Origin of the sequence: Methylobacterium organophilum, from assembly GCF_022533465.1 — a bacterium.
Classification (GTDB): Bacteria; Pseudomonadota; Alphaproteobacteria; order Rhizobiales; family Beijerinckiaceae; genus Methylobacterium; species Methylobacterium organophilum.
The window spans coordinates 4,860,008-4,884,144 of the sequence record NZ_CP092848.1; the positions used below are offsets into that span (position 1 = coordinate 4,860,008).

At 71.2% G+C, this 24,137-nt stretch carries 18 protein-coding genes; 6 read left to right on the plus strand and 12 right to left on the minus strand.

Annotated features, from left to right (window positions below; genetic code table 11):
- A complete protein-coding gene (pucL, locus tag MMB17_RS23025; RefSeq protein WP_241100408.1) occupies window positions 1–840 on the plus strand; it encodes a factor-independent urate hydroxylase in 840 nt (279 codons plus the stop codon).
- Window positions 841–943: 103 nt separating this feature from the next.
- Here the strand turns inward: pucL and MMB17_RS23030 are convergent, their stop codons facing one another.
- The 3 genes from MMB17_RS23030 to gatB all read right to left on the minus strand — a co-directional run bounded on the left by MMB17_RS23030 (window position 944) and on the right by gatB (window position 5,127).
- Window positions 944–2,590 (minus strand): CocE/NonD family hydrolase, encoded by a 1,647-nt coding sequence (locus MMB17_RS23030; protein ID WP_241100409.1) that lies wholly within the window; start codon window positions 2,588–2,590, stop codon window positions 944–946.
- Window positions 2,580–3,398 carry a creatininase family protein gene (locus tag MMB17_RS23035; protein ID WP_241100410.1) on the minus strand — a complete coding sequence of 273 codons (819 nt, stop codon included), beginning with the start codon at window positions 3,396–3,398 and terminating at the stop codon, window positions 2,580–2,582. The genes MMB17_RS23030 and MMB17_RS23035 overlap by 11 nt, the downstream gene beginning before the upstream one ends.
- 256 nt (window positions 3,399–3,654) lie before the next feature.
- Window positions 3,655–5,127, minus strand: coding sequence for an Asp-tRNA(Asn)/Glu-tRNA(Gln) amidotransferase subunit GatB (gatB, locus tag MMB17_RS23040; protein ID WP_238313376.1), 1,473 nt, complete (start codon window positions 5,125–5,127; stop codon window positions 3,655–3,657).
- Between the two features lie 173 nt (window positions 5,128–5,300).
- Between gatB and MMB17_RS23045 the strand changes: the two genes are divergently transcribed.
- A complete protein-coding gene (locus MMB17_RS23045; RefSeq protein ID WP_241100411.1) occupies window positions 5,301–6,251 on the plus strand; it encodes an alpha/beta fold hydrolase in 951 nt (316 codons plus the stop codon).
- A 63-nt stretch (window positions 6,252–6,314) separates the two neighbouring features.
- On the opposite strand, the gene MMB17_RS23050 is transcribed toward MMB17_RS23045, so the two are convergent.
- The gene (locus MMB17_RS23050; protein ID WP_241100412.1) at window positions 6,315–7,253 is read right to left on the minus strand and encodes an NAD(P)H-binding protein; all 939 of its coding nucleotides are present in this window, start codon (window positions 7,251–7,253) and stop codon (window positions 6,315–6,317) included.
- A gap of 91 nt (window positions 7,254–7,344) precedes the next feature.
- Between MMB17_RS23050 and MMB17_RS23055 the strand changes: the two genes are divergently transcribed.
- On the plus strand, window positions 7,345–8,259 hold the full coding sequence (locus tag MMB17_RS23055; RefSeq protein ID WP_241100413.1) for a LysR family transcriptional regulator: 915 nt from the start codon (window positions 7,345–7,347) through the stop codon (window positions 8,257–8,259).
- Between the two features lie 129 nt (window positions 8,260–8,388).
- On the opposite strand, the gene MMB17_RS23060 is transcribed toward MMB17_RS23055, so the two are convergent.
- The 5 genes from MMB17_RS23060 to MMB17_RS23080 form a co-directional block, all read right to left on the minus strand.
- The gene (locus MMB17_RS23060) at window positions 8,389–9,630 is read right to left on the minus strand and encodes a cytochrome P450 (RefSeq protein WP_241100414.1); all 1,242 of its coding nucleotides are present in this window, start codon (window positions 9,628–9,630) and stop codon (window positions 8,389–8,391) included.
- A 47-nt stretch (window positions 9,631–9,677) separates the two neighbouring features.
- Window positions 9,678–11,075, minus strand: a complete 1,398-nt coding sequence (locus MMB17_RS23065) for a GntP family permease (RefSeq protein WP_241100415.1) — start codon at window positions 11,073–11,075, stop codon at window positions 9,678–9,680.
- A 205-nt stretch (window positions 11,076–11,280) separates the two neighbouring features.
- A complete protein-coding gene (locus tag MMB17_RS23070) occupies window positions 11,281–11,658 on the minus strand; it encodes a hypothetical protein (protein ID WP_241100416.1) in 378 nt (125 codons plus the stop codon).
- Between the two features lie 133 nt (window positions 11,659–11,791).
- On the minus strand, window positions 11,792–13,063 hold the full coding sequence (locus MMB17_RS23075; RefSeq protein WP_241100417.1) for an NAD(P)/FAD-dependent oxidoreductase: 1,272 nt from the start codon (window positions 13,061–13,063) through the stop codon (window positions 11,792–11,794).
- Complete coding sequence (locus MMB17_RS23080) at window positions 13,050–13,295, minus strand: ferredoxin (RefSeq protein ID WP_238313362.1); 246 nt, start codon at window positions 13,293–13,295, stop codon at window positions 13,050–13,052. The genes MMB17_RS23075 and MMB17_RS23080 overlap by 14 nt, the downstream gene beginning before the upstream one ends.
- Window positions 13,296–13,560: 265 nt before the next feature.
- On the opposite strand from MMB17_RS23080, the gene MMB17_RS23090 reads away from it, so the two are divergent.
- Entirely contained in the window at window positions 13,561–15,714 is a 2,154-nt protein-coding gene (locus MMB17_RS23090; protein ID WP_241102274.1) for a TonB-dependent receptor, read from the plus strand.
- A gap of 140 nt (window positions 15,715–15,854) precedes the next feature.
- Here the strand turns inward: MMB17_RS23090 and MMB17_RS23095 are convergent, their stop codons facing one another.
- The 3 genes from MMB17_RS23095 to MMB17_RS23105 all read right to left on the minus strand — a co-directional run bounded on the left by MMB17_RS23095 (window position 15,855) and on the right by MMB17_RS23105 (window position 16,998).
- The gene (locus MMB17_RS23095; RefSeq protein ID WP_238313360.1) at window positions 15,855–16,028 is read right to left on the minus strand and encodes a metallothionein; all 174 of its coding nucleotides are present in this window, start codon (window positions 16,026–16,028) and stop codon (window positions 15,855–15,857) included.
- A 167-nt stretch (window positions 16,029–16,195) separates the two neighbouring features.
- On the minus strand, window positions 16,196–16,576 hold the full coding sequence (locus MMB17_RS23100; protein ID WP_238313358.1) for a DUF6481 family protein: 381 nt from the start codon (window positions 16,574–16,576) through the stop codon (window positions 16,196–16,198).
- Window positions 16,577–16,788: 212 nt separating this feature from the next.
- Entirely contained in the window at window positions 16,789–16,998 is a 210-nt protein-coding gene (locus MMB17_RS23105; protein WP_238313356.1) for a cold-shock protein, read from the minus strand.
- A gap of 666 nt (window positions 16,999–17,664) precedes the next feature.
- Between MMB17_RS23105 and MMB17_RS23110 the strand changes: the two genes are divergently transcribed.
- Window positions 17,665–19,578, plus strand: a complete 1,914-nt coding sequence (locus MMB17_RS23110) for an autotransporter assembly complex protein TamA (RefSeq protein ID WP_241100418.1) — start codon at window positions 17,665–17,667, stop codon at window positions 19,576–19,578.
- A 101-nt stretch (window positions 19,579–19,679) separates the two neighbouring features.
- Entirely contained in the window at window positions 19,680–23,960 is a 4,281-nt protein-coding gene (locus MMB17_RS23115) for a translocation/assembly module TamB domain-containing protein (protein WP_241102275.1), read from the plus strand.
- Window positions 23,961–24,137: the final 177 nt, after the last annotated feature.

Below are 24,137 nucleotides of genomic sequence, written 5' to 3' on the forward strand. Positions count from 1 at the left end.
ATGCCGCTGACCGCCTCGAAATACGGCAAGGGCCGGGTGCGGGTGATGCGCCTCACCCGCGACGGCGACCATCACACCCCGCGCGAGCTGAACCTCACCGTGCTCATGAAGGGCGCCTTCGACGCCGCCTGGACCGCGGGCGACAACCGCGCCTGCATCGCCACCGACAGCGTGAAGAACATCTGCAACATCACCGCGGCCAAGAACCTCTCCCTCGACAAGGAGGACTTCGCGGGCGCCCTCGCCAAGGTCTTCCTCGACACCTATCCGCAGATCGAGACCCTGGAGGTCGAGGCCAAGGAGACGCGCTGGCTGCGCCAGTCCTTCGGGGGCGCGCCGCACGGCCACACCTTCGTGCTCGACGCCAACGGCTTCGGCTACGTGAAGCTCGTGGCGAGCCGCGACAGGTCGGTGATGCAGTCGGGCCTGCGGGGCTTCACCTTCATGAAGACCACGCAATCGGGCTGGTCCGACTTCGTGGACGACGCCTACCGGACCCTGCCCGACACCAGCGACCGCATCGCCGCCACCAGCATGGACGCGACCTGGACCTGGTCGGCCGCGCCCGCCGATTACACCGCGGCGAACGCGCAGGTGCTCGCCATCCTGATCGAGGTGTTCGGGACGACCTATTCGCTCGGCGTGCAGGACAGCATGTACCGCATGGGCGAGGCGGTGCTCGCGGCGATCCCCGAGATCGCCGAGATCGGCTTCGCCATGCCCAACAAGCACTACATCCCGATCGATCTCTCCCCCTTCGGCCTGGAGAATCCGGGCACGGTGTTCCTGCCCACCGACGAGCCGCACGGGCAGATCGAGGCGACCATCGGCCGGGGCTGAGGAAGGCCGCGTCCGGCTTTCCTCGCAGGCGCAGCAACCCGGGGCACCCCTCCTCCGAGAGGGCGTGTCCCGGATCGCTTGCGCCGCGCCTCCGGCGGCGGTGCTATCCGATCACCGGCAGCAGCAGCCGGGACGGGTGGTCCGCGCCGTGGCGCAGGGCGAGGGTGGTGACCACGGCCGCGTCGCCGCGGGCCTCCTCCGCCCGGGCGCCGGTGCCCGGATTGACCGCGAAGGCCGGCCAGGCGGCGGCCTGGATCGAGAGACGCAGGCGCTGGCCGGGCTGGAGCGTGCAGCACAGGGCCCGCATCGCCACCCGCCGCGGCCCCGGCGCGGTCGCGTCCGTCACTCGGAGATAGCCCGCCGTCAGGGTGATCGCCCGCCCGTCCGGCTCCAGCCGGGAGAGCACCGCATGCAGGTCGTGCGAGGGGGCCGCGGTGGCGACATGGACCTCCAGCGCGACCCGGCCGGCGAGGCGCAGGGGCGCGGCCAGCGGCGCCGTGTCGTAGACCGCCACGTCGCTGCGGTCGTCGAGGGCGGCCCGATCCTGGAAGCCGAGCACGGGCCCCCAGGCGCCGCCCTGGGCGGGCGCGGGCCGCCAGGGGTCGTGCACGAGGCGGTCGTCGCCCGAGGCCTCGGGCTCCGCGACGAGCCGCCCGGTCGAGGCGGTGGCGGCCCGGCCGTCCGAGGCGAGGTGGAGGGCGGTCGGCTCCGGATCGGGGAAGGCGTCGAAGCCCGTCCAGCTTTTCGTGCCGACATCGAACAGCCGCACCGCCGGCCCGGCGAGGTCGCGCCCCTTCAGGACATGGTCGAGGAAGGCGACCGTCCGGACGTCGATGTCGGTGACCGCCTCCGGGCCGAGATCGAGGGCGCCGACCCGCCGGCCCCAGGGGGCGTGCGTCCAGGGACCGACGACGAGGCGCTGCGGCGCGCCGGCCCGGCCGAAGGCGGCATGGGCGGAGAGGGTCCCGTCGAGGAAGAAATCCTGCCAGCCGCCGACATACAGGCCCGGCACCGCCGGCACCTGGCCGTCGAGGAGCCGGCGCGGAGAAATCCTATCCCAGTAGCCGGGATCGTCGCCGATCCAGTCCTGATGGTGCTGATAGGCGGAGAAGCGCTCCAGCACCGGCGGGTGGGCCGCCACGGCGCCCATCCAGGGCGTGCCGCGGCCGGCCGCGGCGAGCGCCTCGTAGGCCTCCGCGTCGCCCTTCAGCCGCGCCACCTCGGCGCCCATCTGGCAGGCCCAGCCGAGGCCGCCGGAGAGCCCGAAGGCGCCCCCCGTATAGGCCCAGTCGTCCCGGATATCCCAACCGCCCATGCTGGGTACGATCGCGTCGGGCCGCTTGGTGCCGGCCTTGAGCGCGCCTGCGAGCGCCAGGAACTGCGTCACCGCCTGGTAGCTGAAGCCGTAGGTGGCGACCTGCCCGTTGGCGCCGGGTAGCTCCGCGGCCCAGGCGAGTGTCTGCGCCCCGTCCTCGGCCTCGTGCTCGAACAGGCGGAAATCGCCGCCGCTGCCGCCGCGCCCGCGCACGTCCTGCACGACGACGACGTAGCCCTGGGCGGCGTACCAGGCGGGGTGGGCGAGCGTCAGGGTCGAGGCGATGGTCCGCCCATAGGGCTGGCGCATCAGCATCACCGGGTGCCGGCCCGGGCCGGCGGGGCGGTAGATGTCGGCGACGAGGCTGACGCCGTCCGCAAGCCGGAGCTCGACGCTCTCCGGCCCGGCCACGGCGAGCGGGGTCTCAGCGGCCATCGAAGGCGGTCTCCCGGGTCAGGTTGGCGAGGGGAAACGCCGAGACCTCGCGCACCAGGCGGTTCAGGGCGGCGGCGGCGCGCTCGACCAGGGCCTCGCCGCGTTCCGCATCGGCGGCGGCGGCGTTGCCGCTGGCCCCAGACGGGTGCAGATCCTGCGCCATCCAGCCGAAACCGACGGCGCCCTCCGGGGTAAGCAGCCCGCCCGCCCGTTCCAGGGGCACCGAGAGCGGCACGAAATCCTCGGCCTTCTCCATGGCGACGAGGTCCGGGTGGAGGTGGCGCATCACGCTCGTCTCGATCTCGCCGCCATGGATGCCGTGGGTCCGCTCATGGGCGGAGAACAGGTCGTCCTTGGGCGTGATGCCGCTCCAGCCGCAGCCGACCGCGAGCATGCCGAGGCGCACGCGCAATTCGCGCAGCACGATCTCCATCACCTGCGGCTGGCCGCCATGGCTGTTGAGCAGGATCAGCCGGCGGCAGCCGGCGCGGAACACGCTCTCGCCGACCTCGTACCAGACCCGGGCCAGGGTCTCGTGACTCAGCGTGAGGGTGCCGGGATAGTTCAGGTGCTCGTTGGACTTGCCGATGGGCAGCATGGGCAGGACCAGGGCCGGCAGGTCGTCGGGCATGGTCTCGACGGCGCGGGCGACGATGCCGGCATTGATCGCCGCATCGACCCGCACCGGCAGGTGTGGCCCGTGCTGCTCCACCGCCGCGATCGGCAGGATCGCCACCATGTCCGACCAGTCGAGGGCGGCGAACTCCGCCGTCGAGAGGTCCCACCACCAGCGCGAGGAGGTGCGCATGCTCAGGCTCCTCCCCGCAGGCGGCCGGTCGGGAGGGCGAGGGGCGGAAACGGTGAGGGAAACATGCGGACCTTTTCGCGTTGTGGGCGGTCCATTCCCGCCGGGCCTTCCGCCCGGTCGTCCTGTCCCGCGCCGCTTGGGCGGGGGCGTGTATGCAAGACGCTTGCAACAAGACGCTTGCAGCAGGACCTTTGCAAAAAGCCCCGCCGGAGCGGGGCTTCGAGGATTTCATCGTGATGAGGGGCGTTCGGCCGCCTCACTCGATGCCGAGCTTGTCCTTGAGCAGGGCGTTGACCGCGGCCGGGTTGGCCTTGCCGCCGGTGGCTTTCATGGTCTGGCCGACGAACCAGCCGAGCAGGGTCGGCTTGGCCTTGGCCTGCTCGACCTTGTCCGGGTTCTTGGCGATGATCTCGTCGATGGCCTTCTCGATGGCGCCCGTGTCGGTGACCTGCTTCATGCCGCGGGCCTCGACGATCGCCCGCGGGTCGCCGCCCTCGGACCAGACGATCTCGAACAGGTCCTTGGCGATCTTGCCCGAGATCACGCCCTCGCCGATCAGGTCGACGATGGCGCCGAGCTGCTCGGCGGAGACCGGGGTGTCCTCGATGGTGCGGCCTTCCTTGTTGAGACGGCCGAACAGCTCGTTGATCACCCAGTTGGCCGCGGCCTTGCCGTCGCGGCCCTTGGCCACCGCCTCGAAGTAATCGGCGGAGGCGCGCTCGGCCACGAGCACGCCCGCATCGTAGGCGGACAGCCCGAAATCGGCGATGAAGCGCGCCTTCTTGGCGTCCGGCAGCTCCGGCAGTTCGGCGGCCAGGGCATCGACGAAGGCCTGGTCGAATTCGAGCGGCAGCAGGTCCGGATCGGGGAAGTAGCGGTAATCGTGTGCCTCTTCCTTGGAGCGCATGGAGCGGGTCTCGCCCTTGTTCGGGTCGAACAGCCGCGTCTCCTGGTCGATCGTGCCGCCATCCTCCAGGATCGCGATCTGGCGCCGGGCCTCGACCTCGATCGCCTGGCCGATGAAGCGGATCGAGTTGACGTTCTTGATCTCGCAGCGGGTGCCGAAGGGCTCGCCGGGCTTGCGCACGGAGACGTTCACGTCGGCGCGGAGATTGCCCTTCTCCATGTCGCCGTCGCAGGTGCCGAGATAGCGCAGGATCGTGCGCAGCTTGGTGACGTAGGCCTTGGCCTCCTCGGAGGAGCGCAGGTCCGGCCGCGAGACGATCTCCATCAGCGCCACGCCCGAGCGGTTGAGATCGACGAAGCTCCTGGTCGGGTCCTGGTCGTGCAGGGACTTGCCGGCATCCTGCTCCAGATGCAGCCGCTCGATGCCCACCGTGATCGACTCGCCCTCGGGCAGATCGACCAGCACCTCGCCCTCGCCGACGATCGGGTCCTTGTACTGCGAGATCTGGTAGCCCTGCGGCAGATCCGGGTAGAAGTAGTTCTTCCGGTCGAACACCGAGCGCAGATTGATCTTGGCCTTCAGCCCGAGGCCGGTGCGCACGGCCTGGGCCACGCATTCCTCGTTGATGACGGGCAGCATGCCGGGCATGGCCGCGTCCACCAGGGAGACATGGTCGTTCGGCTCGCCGCCGAAGGCGGTCGAGGCGCCGGAGAACAGCTTCGAGCGGCTCGTGACTTGGGCGTGGATCTCCATGCCCACCACGACCTCCCAGTCGTGCAGGCCGCCCTTGATGAGTTTCTTCGGAGTGACCGGGGCGTTCATGAGCGTCAGCGGATCTCGGGCGCGGGCCGGAGGACCCGCCGTCGAGCCCGTGTGTAGGGAGGGCGTGCCGGTGGGGTCAAGAAGCGAGGCGACCGCCCGAAGGGCTTCGCCGGGAGGATGGCGGCGCCGCGCGCCGACCTAGTTGCATCGGCATCCTGTCCGTGGAGACGGCCATGCGCATCCTCGCTCCCCTCGCCGTCGCGACGGCGGCCTTCCTGCTCGCACCGGCGGAGGGCGCCGGGGCGGCGCCGGCCCCGCCGACGACTTATGCGCGGGTGAGCGTCGAGGGCGTCTCGATCTTCTACCGGGAGGCGGGGCCGAAGGAGGCGCCGGTGCTCCTGCTGCTGCACGGCTTTCCCTCCTCCTCGCGGATGTACGCGCCGCTCCTGTCCCGCCTGTCCGACCGCTATCGCCTGATCGCCCCGGATTATCCCGGCTTCGGCCACAGCGACGCGCCGGATCCGAAGGATTTCGCCTACACCTTCGATCACCTGGCCGCGCTGATGGAGGGCTTCACCCGGGCGCTGGGCCTGTCGCGCTACGCCCTGTTCCTGCAGGATTACGGCGGCCCGGTCGGCTTCCGGATGGCGCTGGCCCATCCCGAGCGGGTCGGCGCCCTGGTGATCCAGAACGCGGTCTCGCACGAGGAGGGGCTCGGCCCGCTCTGGGCGGCGCGGCGCGCCTACTGGGCCGACCGGGCGGCCAACGAGGCGCGGCTGCAGGAGAACCTGCTGTCGCGCGAGGCGGCGCGCCTGCGCCACGTGGGGAAAAGCCCGCATCCCGAGCGCTACGATCCCGACCTGTGGACGGACGAATTCGCCTTCCTGAGCCGGCCCGGGCAGCGGCAGATCCAGAGCGACCTGTTTTACGATTACCGCACCAACGTGGCCTCCTATCCCGCCTGGCAGGCCTGGCTGCGCGACCGGCAGCCGCCGCTCCTCGTGCTCTGGGGCCGCCACGACGCCTCCTTCGAGACGGCAGGCGCCGAGGCCTATCGGCGCGACGTGCCCGGCGCGGAGCTGCATCTGCTGGACGCGAGCCACTTCGCCCTCGACGAGGCGGCCGACGAGGTCGCGGCGTTGACGCGGGATTTCCTGGATCGGCAGCGGGTGGGGGCGCCGTAGGGAGGGGGCTGCGCTCGACCCGATGTCGCCGTTCCCGCGGAGAAGCCAGCGCCCCGCAAGCGGTCACGACCTCAGCGCCTCTGTGACGGCCGCATCGAGCGACGTAGACGGCAGATCGCTGACGAGTTCGGTCAATCGTCGTCCGTCGAGGCGCACGGAGTGCTTCCAGAACGGGCGAACCTCCATGACCTCGCGCGGAAACCCGCCGAAGGGCGCGAGCACCCGCATCAGGCCCCAGGGAAAGCGGCGTTCGGGCAGGTCCGGGCGTCCCGAGGCCCGGCGGATCGCGGCGACCATCTCGCCGGTCTCGGACAGATTGTGCCCCGGAAACTGGAGGCGTTCGCACGGCAGCAGGTGATCCGAGGGCAATACGATCAGGCGCGCGATGACCTCGGCGAGGTCGGGCAGGAACGCGAAGGCGTGGCCGACTCCGGGCGTGCCGGGGTTCACGATCCGTGTTAGGGGGCGCTTGGCCAGGGCCTGCGCGAACCAGCTTTGGCCGGCGCCCGGGCCGAAGAAGTCGCCCGCCCGAACGATGAGGCTCCGCACCTCTGGAGCCGCCTCCGCCAGGCGCGTCTCCATCGCGACGCGGATCGCGCCCTTGCGGCCCCGCGGCCGTTGCGGGGTGGTCTCATCGATGATCGGGGTGTTGGTCGGGTCGTAATTGTAAATCGTCCCCGGCAACACCAACCGGGCACCGGCGCTCCGCGCTGCCGCGATCGTGTTGTCGAGCATCGGAAGGACCAGCCGATCCCAGCCACGATATCCGGCGGGGTTCACCGCATGGACGATCACGCAGGCGCCCTCCGCCGCGCGAACGACATCCGCCCGGTTCATGGCGTCTCCGGTCCGCCAATCCGGCGCGCCCGATGCGCCCCACGCTTTTGCCGCCCGCACCGGGTCCCGCACGAGGGTGGTGACGCGCCAGCCCCGGGCCAGCATCGTCCTCGTTACCGCTCCGCCGATGCCGCCCGTCGCCCCGAGCACCAGAATCGTCTTCATCGCTCTGTCCCTTCCGCTGTCACCGCCTTGATGCCGCGGAGGGTGCCAAGAGGAAATTGATTGGCATTGATGATCCGCCTATCGAAATTCGATGAGCAATGATCATCTGAGCTGGGACGATCAGCGTGCCTTTCTGAGCGTGCTCGACACGGGCAGCTTCTCGGCTGCTGCGCGGGCGCTCGGCCTCACCCAGCCCACCGTGCGGCATCGGATCGAAGCGCTGGAGCGCGCCATCGGCCAGTCGCTCTTCGTCCGGAGCGTGAACGGGCTCGCGCCGACGCCAGAGGCGCGCGGGCTGGCTGCGCATGCGCGACGCATGGCCTATGCCTCCGAAGCGTTCCGGCGCGAGGCCGCCGGGGCGGCCTCCGAGATCGCAGGTCCGGTTCGGCTCAGCGTCTCGGACTTCGTCGGCATCGAGGTCGTGCCGCCGATGTTGGCGACCCTACGGGAACGCCATCCGCGCTTGATGGTCGAGCTGCTTCTCACCAACGCCAACACCGACCTTCCCGGTCAGGAGGCCGATGTGGCGGTGCGCATGGCGAGGCCGAGCCAAGCCTCGCTCGTGGCGCGTCATGTGGGGAGTATCCCGCTCGGCTTCTTCGCCGCACCGGCTTACGTGGACCGGAACGGCCTCCCGGAAACGATCGCTGACCTGCCCCGGCATGCCCTGATCGCGCCCGACCGCGCCCAGGCTTATCTCGCCGTCGTCGACAGGCTCAGCCGGGAGGCCGGCGGCCCGTTGCGCATCGCCCTGCGCAGCGACAGCCATCCGGCCCAGCTCGCCGCGGTGCGCGCCGGCCTCGGCATCGGCGTCGTGCAGGTGCCTGTCGGTGCGCGGGACCTCGTGCGCGTGTTGCCTGACCGTGTCGTGCATGTCCTCGACACCTGGATCGTGGCGCACGAGGATGTGCGTCGCAGCGCCCGGATCGATGCGCTCTTCAGGCATCTCGTCGCGACCTTTCAGGCTTACTGCTCGGATCGCCCGGCCGGTCACCGCGCCGCTTGAAGCGAGCGGACAGGGCTGCGAACGGGCAAGGGATCGAGATCGGCTTCGTCTGGTTCGGCGCCCCGGAACGGATGGCCGCAGAGCCACCCTCGGCAGCGCCTCGAACCGCCGAGCCGGTCAACTTCGACCCTACCCCACCCCCTCAATCGCGATCCGCAGATGCTTCGGCCCGCGCAGCGCGGCGCCCGGCCGATAGGGCGGCGGGTCCTCGATGAGGCGCGGGTTCTTCAGGCGCTGCGCCAGGGCGACCAGGGCGCTTTCCGCCTCGAACCGGGCGAGCGGGGCGCCGACGCAGTAATGCAGGCTGCCGCCGAAGCCGAGATGGCGGTTGTCGCTGCGGTCGGGATCGAAGCGCTCGGGGTCGCGGAAGAAGGCCGGGTCGCGGTTGCCGGAGGCGAGGACCAGCACCAGCGGCGCCCCCTTCGGGATCGTGGTGCCGGCGATTGCGATGTCGGCGAGCGCCGTGCGGGTGCGGAACTGGACCGGCGGCTCGTAGCGCAGCAGCTCCTCGATCAGCCGCGGCGCGCGGCTCGGATCCTCGGCGAGGCGCCGCCATTCCTGCGGGTGGCGCAGCAGCGTCAGCATGCCGTTGGTGATCAGGTTCACCGTGGTCTCGTGGCCGGCCACGAGCATCAGGATCGCGGTGGCGATCAGGTCGTAATCGCCCATCCGCTCGGCCTCCGGCGCGGCCTCGGTGGCGAGCCCCGAGAGCATGTCGTCCTGCGGGTGCCGGCGCTTCGCCTTGATCAGGTCGGCCATGTAGCCGGCGATCGCGTCGAAGGTGGTCTGGTTCTTCGCGCGGATTTCGTCGTCCTCGAAGCTGTCCGGCTCGAGGGCGGTGGCGAGCTGGGTCGCCCAGCCGTGGAATTTCGGCTCGTCCTCCCGGGGCACGCCGAACAGCTCGCAGATGATGGTGACGGGCAGCGGGTAGGAGAGGTCGTCGACGAGGTCGATCACGCGGGCATCCCGCTTCTTTTCGAGCAGCTCGGCCACCAGGGCATCGGAGCGCGCGCGCATGGCGCGCACCCGCGGGATCGAGAACTGGTGCATCACGTTGGCCCGCAGGCTGTCGTGATCCGGCGGGTCGCGGAAGATGAAGGGGCGGTGCGCGTCGGTGATGCGGTCGCGGATCGGCTTCACGATCCAGTCGGTGAAGGGATTGCCCGTCCTCGGCCGGTCGGCGGGGGGAAGCGTTTCGGAGCTCACCCGCGGATCGCCGAGCAGACTCGCGATGGCGGCGCGGGTGGAGGCGACGAAGGTGCCGTCCTCCTGCTCGGCCACGGGCGTCTCCCGGAGCCTGGCGAAGAGCGGGTACGGATTCGCCCGGTTCTTCTGGTCCTTCACCTGGGCGAAGAGGGTGCGGTCGGTCATCGAGGCTCGGGCGTGTCCGGGGATCCTCCCGGCAACGCTTCGTCTCCTCAGACGATCCCGGTGAGGTAGTAGACCCCGATCACGACGAACACCGCCGCCGTCTTGATCAGGGTGATGGCGAAGATGTCGCCGTAGGATTGGCGGTGCGTCAGCCCCGTCACGGCGAGCAGGGTGATGACGGCGCCGTTATGGGGCAGCGTGTCCATGCCGCCGCTCGCCATGGCGGCGACGCGATGCATCACCTCGAGCGGGATGCCGTTGGCCTGCGCCGCCTGCACGAAGCGCTCGGACAGGGCGGCGAGCGCGATGGAGAGTCCGCCCGAGGCCGAGCCGGTGACGCCGGCGAGCACGTTCACCGTCACGGCTTCGTTCACCAGGGGATTGGGGATCGCCGAGAGCGCGTCCGAGATCACCTTGAAGCCCGGCAGGGCCGCGATGACGCCGCCGAAGCCGTATTCGGTGGCGGTGTTCATGCCGGCGAGCAGCGAGCCCGCCACCGCCGCCTTCGAGCCCTCGGCGAAGCGCGGGGCGAGGTTGCGCCAGCCGAGGATCACCGTGGCGAGGATGCCGAGCAGCAGCGCGCCCTCCACGGCCCAGATCGCCGCCACCGTCTTCACCGGCACGGTGATCGGATGGGCGGCCATGTCGGGGCTGAGCGCAGCGCTCGCTTCCGTCCCATAGGCGCTCGTGATCAGCCCGAGCAGCAGCTTGTTGCCGATGCCGACGATGAGCAGCGGCAGCAGGGCCACGGCGGGATGGATCGTCACCGCATCGGTGGTCGCCGCCGGCTCGTTGCCGTGGCCTTCGCCGTAGCCCTCCCCCGAGGCGGCGGCTTGGCGGCGGCGCCATTCGAGATAGCTCACCCCGATTCCGAACACGAAGAGCGCGCCGATCACCCCGAGCCAGGGCGCCGCGTAGGCGTCGGTCTTGAAGAAGGTGGTCGGGATGATGTTCTGAATCTGCGGGGTCCCCGGCAGGGTGTCCATGGTGAAGGTGAAGCTGCCGAGGGCGATGGTGCCGGGCACGAGGCGCTTCGGGATGTCGCTGCGCCGGAACAGCTCGGCGGCGAAGGGATAGACCGCGAACACCGCCACGAAGAGCGAGACGCCGCCATAGGTGAGGATGGCGCCCACCAGCACGATCGCCACCACTGCGCGGCCCTGGCCGAGCAGCCCCACCACCGCCCCGACGATGGAGCGGGCGAAGCCGGAGATCTCGACGGCCTTGCCGAATACGGCCCCAAGCAGGAAGACCGGGAAGTACAGCTTCAGGAAGCCGACCAGCTTCTCCATGAACAGGCTGGAGAAGACCACCGGCACCGCGGCGGGGTCGGTGAGCAGCACCGCTCCCATGGCGGCCACCGGCGCGAACAGGATGACCGAGAAGCCCCGATAGGCGATGGCCATCAGGAAGAAGAGCGCCGCGAGGCAGACCAGGAAGCTCATCGGCGCGCATCCCCCGCTGCCGAATCCGTCCGTCCCGGTCCGGCTTTGCTCAAGGGATCAAGCGTTGCCGCGGGGGTAAGTCAATCGAGGGCGCCCGAATGCGCTGACGCAGCGGGCCAAGACGTCGTTTTTCGCAGGACGAGGCGCATGAAAAACCCCTCTCCCGCGGAGGGGAGAGGGGGGCGATGGGGCGCGAAGGGCCTTACTAGCCGTACCCGTAATAGCCGCCGCCATAGGGGCCGTAGCCGCCATAGCCGACCGTCACCGGGCCGCCATAGCCGTAGGGGTCGCCGTAATAGCCGCCGCCATAGCCCGCGCCGATGGCGGTTCCGACCGCCAGGCCCGCGAGGCCGGCGCCCACGCCGAGGCCGATCCCGCGCCGGCCATAGCCGTAGCCGTAGCGGCGGTATCCGCCATAGCCCCAGCCGCGGTTGAAGCCCGCTCCGCGATAGCCGCCGCGGAAACCACCATGGTATCCGCCATAGCCGCCGTGCCAGCCGAAAGGGCGCGCTTCCGCGGAATGCGCCGCCGCGAACATCCCGAGACCGACAAGCGCCGTCGAAGCAAGTACAAGCCTGCGCATTGGGTTACCCTTGATCGTAGGAAGTGCTGGGAGAACAGGATCTGCCGGCGGATGTTCCTGCCCTATGCGCGGATGTCGCAGTGCGCTCCGCGCGATGTTTCTGGCGATGCTTGCCGCCGCCGCGATCGCGCGATCAGCCCCGGTCGAAGCCCGGATCGAGCAGGGCGAGATCGCCCTGCTCCACCGCCCCGCGGATCGGCGGGAACGGCGCCTTGCGCCCGATCGCTTCCGTGTAGACGGGCAGCCAGCGGGCCATGTCGAAGGAGACGGCGGCGATGCAGATCCCCTGCCGCCCGTAGAGGGCCAGGAAGCGCCCGGTCTTCGGGTCGCCTTGCGCGATCACCAATGCATCCGCCCCGTCGGTGAGGCCGATCGACTTGATGTTGAGGTCACCCTGCGCCGACCAGAAGACCGGCACGGTGTCGTAGGCACCCGCCGCTTCGGCGCCGGCCATCCGGGCGCCGGCATACGCGCCCTGCGCCACCGCATGCTCCCAATGCTCCAGGGCGACGCGGCGACCGTAGAGGGGGTGGGGGAAGCGGGCGACGTCCCCGGCGACGAAGATCGCCGGATCCGGCCGGCCCGCCTCGTCGAGGGCGCGGGCTTCCGCGTCGCAATCGAGGCCCTTCTCGTCGAAGGCGAGGCCGGAGTCCGCGAGCCAGGCGGTGTTGCGCAGGGCGCCGAGCGCGGCCACCACCGTGCCCGTCTCGAGGCTGGTGCCGTCGGAGAGATGGACCCGGGCGACGCGGCCCTCCCCGTCGCCCTCCAGCCGCTCGACCCTGGTGCCGGTGCGCAGATCGACCCCCACGGCCTTCAGCCGCGCGGCGACCACGGCCCCCAGATGGGCGCCGAGCACCCGTTTCAGGGGCGTCTCCGAGGGCTCGACCAGGGTGACGGCGAGGCCGAGGGCCCGGGCCGCATGGGCGACCTCGCAACCGATGAAGCCGCCGCCGATCACCACGACGCGGCCCGTCTCGGCGACGAGGGCGGCGCGCAGGCGCGTCGCGTCGTCCCGGTCCCGCAGGGTGTGGAGGCCGGTCAGTCGCGCCTCTGCCGGGTTCGGCCAAGGCCGGGCCGCGGCGCCGGTGGCGATCAGCAGCCGGTCGTAGGGAAGCCGGCTGCCATCGGCGAGATGGATCGTGCGCGCCGACCGGTCGAGCCGAGTCGCTGCGGTTCCCAGGCGCCATTCCGCGTCGAGGCCGGCGGGCTGCGGCAGCGCGGAGGAATCCGGGCGCAGTTCCCCGGTGAGCACCTGCTTCGACAGGGGCGGCCGGTCGTAGGGGGCGTGGCGCTCGGCTCCGACGAGGGTCAAAGCGCCGTCGAAGCCGGCCCGGCGCAGGGCCTCGGCCCCGCGCAGGCCCGCGAGCGAGGCGCCGACGATGACGGCGCGATCAGCTTTCGGCATCGCGATCCGCCGTCGGGCATTCGAGGCGGATCGCCTGGACAGGGCAGGCGACGCGGGCCCGTTCCACCGCACCCCAGGCTTCCGCCGAGGGGGCCGGATCGTAGAACAGGGCCTCGTGGCCGTGCAGGGCGAATTGCTCGGGCGCGGCGTAGCAGCATTGGGCGTAGCCCTGGCAGCGGTTCAGGTCGACGCTGACGCGCAGGCCGCCGGGTTTTGCGGAGATCGCGGACATGCGGGCCAAAAGCCCGGGCAACCGCTCCGGTTCCCGTCAGAGCGAGCGGTGCATCACCAGGGCGTCGACGAGGCCGAGATGCGGATGGCGGAAGGCTTCCGGGATGCGGCCGATCTCCGCGAAGCCCAAGCGCTGCCAGAGCGCCCCTGCGCGGGTGATGCAGCCGCGCCACGCCCCGGGTTTCCGAGGGCTGGGGCGGCCCCGCCCCCTTGTAACAGTGTCACGCTTCCGCAATGAAACATTATAACATTTTTGGCGGGGTATGATGCGGCGCGGGCGATCCGAATTGGGGCGGCTTCTGGCGGGGACGGCCCTCGGGCTCATCGGCCTGCAGGGCCAGGCGCTGGCTGCGCCGCAGACGGAGACCACGCTGGAAGAGCTGAGCGTGACCTCGGCGAGCCCGGTCCAGGCCCGGGGCGCTGGCACGACCGAAGGCCGGCCCGCCTCGGTCCCGACCGGCGTGCTGCCCGTCGTCACCAACACCTTCTCGCCGGTCACGGTGGTGACGCAGGAGCAGATCGCCCGCGACCAGCCGCGCACCCTGGGCGACGCCCTGATCGACCGGCCCGGCATCTCGGCCTCGACCTACGCGCCGGGCGCCGCCTCGCGGCCGATCATCCGCGGCCTCGACAACAACCGCGTGCGCATCCAGGAGAACGGCGTCGGCATCCAGGACGTGTCCGAGCTCGGCGAGGATCACGGCGTCCCGATCAATCCCCTCGTGGCCAACCGCATCGAGGTGATCCGCGGCCCCGCCTCCCTGCGCTACGGCAGCCAGGCGATCGGCGGCGTGGTCTCGGCAGAGAACAACCGGGTCCCGACCTTCATCCCCGCCAAGGGCTATGCCGGCCAAGTGAACACCGGCTATTCGAGCGTGGACAACGGCCGCCTCGTGGCGGGCACGGTCGATGCCGGCGCGGAGAACGTCGCGGTCCATGCCGACGGCTTCAAGACCGGGGCGGACAGCTACGACACGCCGCTCGGCATCCAGGCCAACTCAGCCAACCGCTCGCAGGGCGGCGCGGTCGGCATCTCCATCGTGGGCGACCGCGGCTTCGTCGGCATCTCCTACAGCCACTACGACGCGCTCTATCAGATCCCCGGCGCCGAAGCCGCCCAGAGCCGCACCCGGCTCGATCCCAACCAGGACCGGGTGCTCGCCCGCGGCGAGTACCGACCGCTGGAAGGCCCGTTCGAGGTCATCCGCTTCTGGGCCGGCGGCTCGGTCTACAAGCACAACGAGACCGGCATCGGCGAGGACGGGATCGACGGCATCCAGGCGACCTTCAAGAACCGCGAGGCGGAGGGCCGCGTCGAGCTGCAGCACGTGCCGGTGACCCTGCCCTTCGGCACCCTCACCGGCGCCCTCGGCCTGCAGACCGGGCGACGCCTGATCGGCACCTCGGGCGAGGCCGGCTCCCTGCTCGCGCCCACGGATTCCCGCTCCAACGCGGCCTATCTGTTCGAGGAGCTGAATCTCGGCGGGGGGCTGCGCCTGCAGGGCGCCGGGCGCATCGAGGGCGACCGCTCCACCGGCACGGCGACGCAGTTCCCGAGCGACTTCCTGCCGGTCGACGGGCAGGATCCCCTCTCCTACGGCCGCCGCCGGCATTTCGCGCCGAAGAGCCTGTCCTTCGGCGCGCTGCAGGACCTGCCCTACGGCTTCGTGGCGAGCCTGAACGGCTCCTATGTCGAGCGCGCACCCACGGCCTTCGAGCTCTATTCGCGGGGGCCGCACGACGCGACCGAGACCTTCGAGATCGGCAATGCCGACCTGAAGAAGGAGCGCGCCCGTACCGTCGAGGCGAGCATCCGCCGGGCGGAGGGTCCGTTCCGGCTCGACGCCACCGGCTACTACACCCGCTACACGGGCTTCATCTACAAGCGGGACACGGGCATCCGCTGCGGCGACGATTTCGCTTCGTGCGGCAGCGACGACGAGCTGCAGCAGATCGTCTATTCCCAGCGCAACGCCGCCTTCTACGGCGCCGAGATCGCCGCGCAGCTCGACCTGATCCCGGTGGGCGACGGTTTCTTCGGCATCGATGCGCAATACGACTTCGTCCGGGCGCAATTCGACGACAACACCTTCGTGCCGCGCATCCCGCCCCACCGCGTCGGCGGCGGCGTGTTCCTTCGGGCGGACGGGTGGTTCGCCCGGGTCTTCCTGCTGCACGCCTTCGCCCATACCGAGATCGCGTCGCTCGAGACGACGACGCCCGGCTTCGACGATCTGCGGGCGGAGGTCAGCTACACCAAGCCCCTCGACCCGGCCGTCTACGGCGCAAGCGAGATCACCCTGGGCCTGCAGGGCCGCAACCTCCTGGACGACCAGATCCGCAACTCGGCCTCGTTCAAGAAGGACGAGATCCTGCTGCCGGGACGAAACCTAAGGTTGTTCTTGACGGCGCGGTTCTGAGCGGGCTCGCCGCGCGCATCACATCGTCCGGGCTGCATGACGCGATGCAGCCCGGCCCGCTCCTGACCGACCCGGAACGTAGCCGGGATCGGCACGAGGCACCGACATCCGGGCGCCGCAACACCCGGCCGGTATGACGTTCAGCCGTGGCAGGCGCAGCCCGCGTGCTCGCAGCCGGCGTGATCGGGATGCCCCTCCGCGCATTCGTCGCAGCAGAAGGCCTTGCCGTCCTTCTCCACCGCCTTGGCCACCGGGATCACGCAGACGCAATCCGGGCAGGCGCACTTCACCATATCGACATCGACGCTCGCCATGTCCGTTCTCCCTGACAGCGGCTCTGGGAAGAGAATCTTCCCTCCGCTGCCGCCAGAGTAGAACGATCAGGGCCCGGCGCCAGGGCGCAGATGCCCTCCAACGACGAAAGCCCGCCACGTGTGGCGGGCTTGCGAGGGTGTTCGAAGTTCGGAGAAGGTCGCGCAGCTCAGCGCTTGACCTTCACCTTCGCCTTGCGGGCCGCGTAGCGGGCATCGCGCTGTGCCTTGCGCTCGGCTGCCTCGGCGGCCTTGCGAGCGGCCAGAGCGGCGGCCTCGGCCTCCTCACGGGCGATCTGGGCGGCGAGTTCGGCCTCCTCGCGGAGACGCTTCTCCTCGGCGGCCTTCCGCTCGGCCTCGAGCCGGAGGCGCTCGCGCTCACGGGCGCGCTCCTCGCGGGCCTTCGCCACTTCGGCGCGGGCCTTGGCCTTGGCCATCATCTCGGGGTCGTCGAGGGCCGGGCGGGCCTTGAACTTTTCCAGGAGGGCCGCCTTGGCGCTCTGCGAATTCTGCCGGCGGTCTTCGAAGTTCCTGAAGTCGAATGCGCTCATATGACCTTTCTCATGTCGTGAGTCGGTTCATCGCCGGGCTCGGACCGGGCATCGGCGACGCAGGGTCCGACGGACCCGATTCTTTGAAACGGCGGACCGGATGCACCTTTGCGCTGCAACAAGCAACAGAGGTTCGGCCGATCCGCGTCGATAAGTGGGATAATTTTCGACCTGTTGCGCGAAAAGGTCGAATTTTCAGTTACGGCGAACGCTCAGGACGCGCGAAGATTCACCGCCGAGGGCTTGCCGCTGCGGCGGTCGTTCTCGACGTCGAACGACACCTTCTGGCCCTCAGCCAGGCCCCGCAGGCCGGCCTGCTGGACGGCGGAGATGTGAACGAAGACGTCCTTGCCGCCGCTGTCGGGCTGGATGAAGCCGTAGCCCTTGATCTCGTCGAACCACTTGACGGTGCCCTGGTTCATGGCGCTCGTGTCCTTATCGTCCGTGCCACGCAATCTCCGCTGACGACGAAACCCGACGTCGGCAGAGCCGTGCAGTTCGCCATGCGGAGTGGTCGACCGATCCTGTTCCCGCCGCACGCGCGGCAGCTGCTCAAGACCTCCCGGCAATCGTTCTGGGTGGGAGGCAGAGGCAGATCGGTTGCTCGACAGGTAGGTTGGTCGTCCCCGCGGGGCAACCCGCGGAGGGCGATTCTGGATCCCCTAGAGGCGAAGCGTCGCACCAATTGCAATCTGAGGATGTTTTCCCTGTGGGGATCGCCGACGGGGCGAATCCCCGATGACCACAGCGACCCACAGGGGAACGGCCGGCCGACAGGTTATCAAAGGTTGCTCTCCGGTCCCGCTTAAGGCTACCGTTGCGCTCCATACGCGTGGTGCTTGCGAGGCGTGCCGGCTGGTCCGGTGCACCGAACTTTTGCCCGAGCGTCGCGTCGGTTCGGTCGATCGTCGCTGACGGGGGCATGCGATGGCGCGTTTCCAGACATCGTCATTCGGCCTGCGGATGGTCCGCTTCGGGCGCCGGTTCCCCACCGGCGCGGCCCGCGGGTGATCGTGCGTCGGCTGTTCTCCGGGAGGCGCGGCCGCTCGGCCGGCCTTTGGGCCTGCGCATTCGCCGCGGCTCTGGCCGTGGCTCTGCCGGCCCCCGCCCGGGCCTTCGACCTGTTCGGCCTGTTCGGTGGCGAGGAGGAGCCCCCGGCCCCGAGCGCGGCTGCCCTGCCCTACACGATGCGCATCACCGGGGTGGACGATTCCGACGTTCTCACGGCGCTTCAGGACACCTCGACCCTCTATCGCCTGCGCCAGGAGGCGCCGCCGGACGGCGAGGGGCTGGTGCGCCGGGCGGAGGCTGATCTGCGCCGCCTCGTCGATGCGCTGTCCGGCTACGGCTATTATCAGGGCACGGTCTCGATCCGCATCGACGGCGTGGCCGTGACCGGCGAGTCCTCCGTCGCCGCGGCCGCGCGGGCCGCGGAGGCGTCCCGCAACCGCGCCCTGGTGCCGGTGAAGATCGCCGTCGATCCCGGCCCCCTTTACACGCTGCGCTCGGTGAAGGCCCGGGACGCCAGCGGCCGGCCCTTCCCCGAAGAGGTGCTGCCCGAGCGCTTCACCCGGGTCGACGACGACGTGCCCGCCCGCTCGGCCACGGTGCTCGCCCGCGAGGCGCGGATCGTCGACCGCTTCCGGGCGCTCGGGCATCCGTTCGCCAAGGCGGTCGCCCGCGATCCCGTGGTGGACGATGCCGGCCATGTCATGGATGTCGGCTTCACCATCGAGCCGGGCCCCGTCGCGGGGATCGGCGAGGTGGCCGTGCACGGCGCCGAGGGCATCGACCCCGCCGTCATCCGCTCCTTCATCTACACCGAGCCGGGGGATCCCTACGCGCCCAAGGCCGTGGCGGAGCTGCGCCGGACGCTGGCCAAGGTCGAGGGGCTCGGCTCGATCCGGGTGCGCGAGGGCGAGGCGCTCGACGCGCAAGGCAACCTGCCGCTCTTCGTCGAGCTCGGCGAGCGCGAGCGCAACCTGATCGGCCTCTCGGCCCGCTACTCCACCGTCGACGGGCCGGGGGTGCGCGCCTACTACTCCAACCGCAACCTGTTCGGCGGCGGCGAGACCTTTCGCATCGACGCCGACCTCTACTATCTGGGCCTCGGCTTCGACCCCTACGCGCAGCAGCGCAAGGCGGCGGGCATCGGCACCAACGGGCTGGGCGGCCGCGTCTCGGCGACCTTCGTGAAGCCGGCGCTCTGGGGCACCCGCAACGACTTCCTGGCCAATGTCTTCGCCGCGCGCGAGGTGCAGCAGAGCTACTTCGTGGATGCGGCCGGGGCCTCGGCGGCGATCCGCCACCGCTTCTCGGACAGCTTCTCCGCCCAGATCGGCATCGACGGCCAGTTCGGCCGCTCGAAGGACGCCCTCGGCACGGTCGATTATCGGCTGATCGGCGTGCCGATCTCCGTGACCTACGATTCCACCGACAGCCTGCTCGATCCCACCGAGGGCGTGCGGCTCATGGCCTCCGTCGCGCCCTATCCGGGCTTCATGGGCTCGGATCCGGGCATCGTCGTCGCCAAGGCCCAGGGCTCGACCTACTACTCGCTGGACGACGAATCCCGCTACATCCTGGCGGGCCGCATCGGCCTCGGCTCGGTCTCGGGGGCGGGTCTCGCGGAGATCCCGGACAATTTCCGCTTCTTCGCCGGTGGCGGCGGTTCGGTGCGCGGCTTCCCCTTCCGCACCCTCGGCCCGCGCGGGCCGTTCAACCTGCCGATCGGCGGCCGCAGCCTGTTCGAGGCTTCGCTGGAGGCCCGCATCAAGGTCACGGATACGATCGGCGTGGTGCCCTTCTTCGATGCCGGCACCGCCTTCGCCTCGCCCGTGCCCGATTTCTCGGAACGAATCCGCAAGGCGGCGGGCATCGGGCTGCGCTACTACACCGGCATCGGCCCCGTCCGCGTCGACCTCGCTTTCCCCCTCGATCACGTGAAGGGGAACCACGAGCGCCCCGTCGTGCTCTACATCAGCTTGGGCCAGGCCTTTTGATCGTCGACCGGGCTTCGAAGGACCACGCCGCGCCGCCGGAGCGCATCCCCTCCCGCCTCCGCGGGGGGCGGGTCGTCGCGACGCTCCTCGTCCTCCTCGCCGTGGTGCTGCTCGCCCCCGCCCTCCCCCGCGCGGCCGGAGAGGGGGAGAAGTCGGTGCTCGGCGGCCTGCTCTCGAAGGCGCTCTCCACCCCCTCCTCCCGGGTCGCGATCGGCGCCGTGGACGGCGCGCTCTCCTCCGACGCCACGATCCGCGACGTCGCCATCAGCGACCGCGACGGCGTCTGGCTGAAGCTCGACCGCGCCCGGCTGGTCTGGAGCCGCCTCGCCCTGCTCTCCGGCCGTCTGCAGGTGGACAGCCTGGAGATCGGCCGACTGGAGGTCCTGCGCAAACCCATCCCCGGCCCGACGCCGCCCGAGGCCAAGCCCGACGGGTCCCTGCTGCCGGAGCTGCCGGTCAAGGTCGAGATCAAGGGCTTCAAGCTCGCCGAGCTGGTGCTCGGCGAGAGCATCGCCGGCCAGCCGGCCCGGCTCGCGGCGGAGGGCATGGCCAAGCTCGGCAACCCGGCCGAGGGCCTCGATCTCAGCGTCGATGCCCGGCGCCTCGACGCGGCGGGGCGCTTCGTCGCCAGGCTCCTGTTCGTGCCCAAGGGCGCGACGCTGGAGGTGAAGGCGAATCTGATCGAGCCCGAGCACGGCCTGCTCTCGAAGGCGGCCAACCTCCCCGGCGAGCCGCCGATCCGGTTCGATCTCGACGGCCACGGCACCCTGGATGCCTGGAACGCCAAGCTCGACTTCGATGCCGGCCCCGAGATCGGGGCGCGGGGCACCGCCCGGATCTCGCGGATCGGGGCGGAGCGCCGCCTCGCCCTCGATCTCGGCGCGCGCATCGAGGGCCTGATGCCCGGCCCCGCCGCGGCGGTGTTCTCCGGCGAGACCAAACTCGAAGGCGGCATGGGCTTCGCCGATAGCGGCACCTTCCGGATCGACCGCCTCGACCTCACCTCCCGCACGGCCAGGCTCAGCGCCGGCGGCGGCATCACCGCCGACCGCGTCGCCGATCTGAGCCTCCAGGCCCGGGCCGTGCCCACCGAGGGCGAGGTGACCAAGGCCGCCGAGGCCGAATTGCGCAGCCTCCTGTTCGACGGCAGCGTGAAGGGTCCCCTCGCCGCGCCCCGGGTGCGCGGCGCCCTCCAGGCCGCCGGCCTGCGCACGAAGGAGTCCGCCCTCGACCGGATCGACGCCACGGTGAGCGCCGAGCCGATCCCGGCGACCGACCCCAAGGCCACGCCCCGTTTCACCCTGGCCGCGGACGGCCATCTCGACGGCCTGCGCCCGGCCGATCCGGCCCTGCGCCGGGCCCTCGGCCGCCACGCCCTCTTCGCCTTCCGGGCGGAGACGCAGAGCGACGGCACCCTCGACGTCACCACCCTGAAGCTCGACGCGGAGACCGCCCGCGCCGCCTATACCGGGCGTGTCGGCCAGAATCTTCTCACCGGTCGGCTCGACGCGTCCCTGCCCGATCTCGCCGCTTTCTCGGGGCTCGCCGGCCGCACGCTGGCGGGCAGCCTCGATGCTAGGGCCGCCCTCAGCGGCGATCCGGCCCGCAAGGCGCTCGCGGCCGATCTCACCGTGACCACGAGCGGCCTCGTCACCGGCCTTGAAGCCGCCGACCGCCTGCTCGGGCGCAATCCCGGCCTCACCGGTCGCGTCTTCCAAGTCTATGACGGCTACGGTTTCGAGCGCCTGCGCTTCGAGGGCGCCGGCCTGCTCGCGAGCCTCCAGGGCCAGGCCACCACGACGCAGGCCGATGTGAGCGGCCGGATCGACCTGAAGAGCCTCGCCGCTCTCGACGGGCGGCTCGCCGGCCGGGCCGCCCTGGAGGGCCGCCTCACCGGCAGCCTCGAAAAACCCGACCTGACCGCGACTCTGACCGCCCCCGAGGTGACCGCCAATGGCCGCCCGATCCGGGGCCTGAGGCTCGAAACCGTCCTGACGGACCTCACCGGCGCCCTCGACGGCAGCCTGCGCCTCTCCGGCGACGTGGCCGGCAAGCCCCTGACCGGCGAGGCCCATCTCGCCAAGCGTTCCCCTCGCGATTGGTCCCTCGACCGCCTCGCCTTCGCGCTCGGCTCCGTCACGGTGGACGGCGCGGCCACGGTCGAGGCCGACAGCCTCCTGAGCGAGGGGCGTCTCGCGGTGAAGGCCGGCAATCTCGACGATCTCAGCCCCCTGGCGCTGGCGCCGATGGGCGGCCGCCTCGACGCCGCCCTCAGCCTCGCCCGGGCGGGCGGTCGGCAAGATGCGGCCCTGCGCGCCACCGGCGCGTCGCTGCGCTACGATGCTTACGGGCTGACCCGGCTCGATGCCGATCTCGCCGGGCACGACCTGCGCGGAAGGCCCGTCCTCGACGGAAGGCTGGAGGCCGACCGCCTGATCGCCGCGGGCCAGAGTCTCGACACGGTTCGCCTCGCCGCGGTCGGGACGCCGAGCGCCAGCGACGTGACGCTTTCTGCCAAGGCGAGGGGCTTCGCCCTCGACAGTGCCGCCCGCCTCGTGCCGGGCGAGCGAATCCGCATCGAGCTGCAGCGCTTCGCCGCCGCCCGCAACGGCGACCGGTTGGCGCTCGCCGGCCCGGCCAGTGTGACCCTGGAGGACGGGGCGGCTTGGATCGACGGGCTCACCATTGCCGCCGGCTCGGGCCGGGTCAGCCTGCAGGGACGGGCCGGCCGGGAGCTCGACCTCAAGGTCGGCATCCGCGCCCTGCCCCTCTCGCTGGCCCGCATCGCGAGCCCGAGCCTCGCCCTGTCCGGCACCCTCGACGGCGAGGCCGACCTGCGCGGGTCGGCCACCTGGCCGGAAGGGCGCTACGCGCTCTCGATCACTCGGCTCGTGGCTCCGGAGACCCGCAAGGCCGGGCTGCCGCCGATCGACGCCAAAGCCTCCGGCACCCTGAGCGACGGGGCTGCCAGCCTCGACGGGCGCGTCTCCGCCGGCCGCGGGGCCGACGTGACCATCGCCGGCACCGTGCCGATCGAGCCCGGCGGTCCCCTGTCCCTGCGCGCCCGCGGCAGCCTGGAGGCGGCGCTCGCCAATTCCCTGCTCAGCACCGGCGGCCAGCGGGTCACTGGGCGGCTCGCCCTCGACGGGGGCGTCACCGGCACCATCGCGGCGCCGCGGGTGGAAGGCAGCGCCACGCTCTCGGGCGGCAGCTTCAGCGATCCCCTCAACGGCATCCGCCTCACCGAGATCCAGGGCCGGGTGACCGGCCGGGGCGACACCCTCGCCATCGAGCGGATCACCGCCGCCACCCGCAACGGCGGCCGCCTCGCGGTCGACGGGCGCGTCGCCGTCGATCCCGCCTCGGGCTTCCCGGGCACCCTGCGCATCACCGGCGAGCGGGCCGAGCTGGTCTCGAGCCCGCTGATGACCGCGGTGTCGAGCCTCAACCTCTCTCTGTCCGGTCCGCTCGCGCGCACGCCGCGCATCTCCGGGCGGGTCGACGTGGTCTCGGTCGACGTATCGGTGCCCGACCGCCTGCCCGCCACGGTGCAGCCCCTGCCCGGCATCCGCCGGGTCAACGTGACCCCGGAGGTGAAGGCCCGCCTCGCCCAGCGCGCCGAGCGCAAGGCGCAGACCGAGGCAGGCAAGCGCCGGGGCAAGGCCGCAGCGCCCTTCGATGCGACCCTCGACCTCGTGGTGAGCGCGCCCAACCGCATCTTCGTGCGCGGCCGCGGCATCGATGCGGAGTTGGGCGGGGAGTTGCACCTCACCGGCTCGTCCCGCGATCCCCGGGCGCTGGGCGATTTCGAGATGCGGCGCGGGCGCCTGAGCCTCGTCGGCCAGCGCCTCGACTTCACCCGCGGCCGCCTCACCTTCGGCGGCGCCGTGACCACGCCGGATCTCGATTTCGCCGCCGAGACCAAGGTGGGCGACGTCACCGCCCGCGTCGCCGTGACCGGCCCGGCGGATGCGCCGGCCTTCGCGCTGACGTCGGATCCGAGCTTGCCGCAAGACGAAGTGCTCTCCCGCCTCCTGTTCAAGAAGGCGGCGGGCGGCCTCTCCCCCTTCCAGGCGCTCCAACTCGCCCAGGCCGTGGCGCAGCTCTCCGGCGGGGCCGGCGGACCGGACGTGTTCGAATCCGCCCGCAAGGGCCTCGGTCTCGACAGCCTCGACGTTTCCACCGGCGCCAGCGGCGGCCCGGCGGTCGGTGCCTCCCGCTACATCAACGACCGGGTCAGCATCGGCGTGAAGGCGGGCGCCAAGCCTGCGGACACGGCGGTCGGCGTCGATTTCGACGTGACCCGCCGGATCAAGCTCAAGGGCGAAGCCGGCAGCGACGGTCGCACCAGCGTCGGCGTCGGCGCCGAGTGGGAGTGGTAGGCGTCGAGGCGCTGACTGTCCCGCCGATCCTTCTCCGTCCTCGCGCGGCGAAGCCGAAGCGATGCAGGGCACGACTGCGGCATCGTCACCGTCTTGCGCCCATTCCGGAAAGGGCGGTGCCCCAGGGCGGCTTCGCTTGCCGGGATGGTCGTCGGCGCGGCGAGGCGGCAGCCGAGG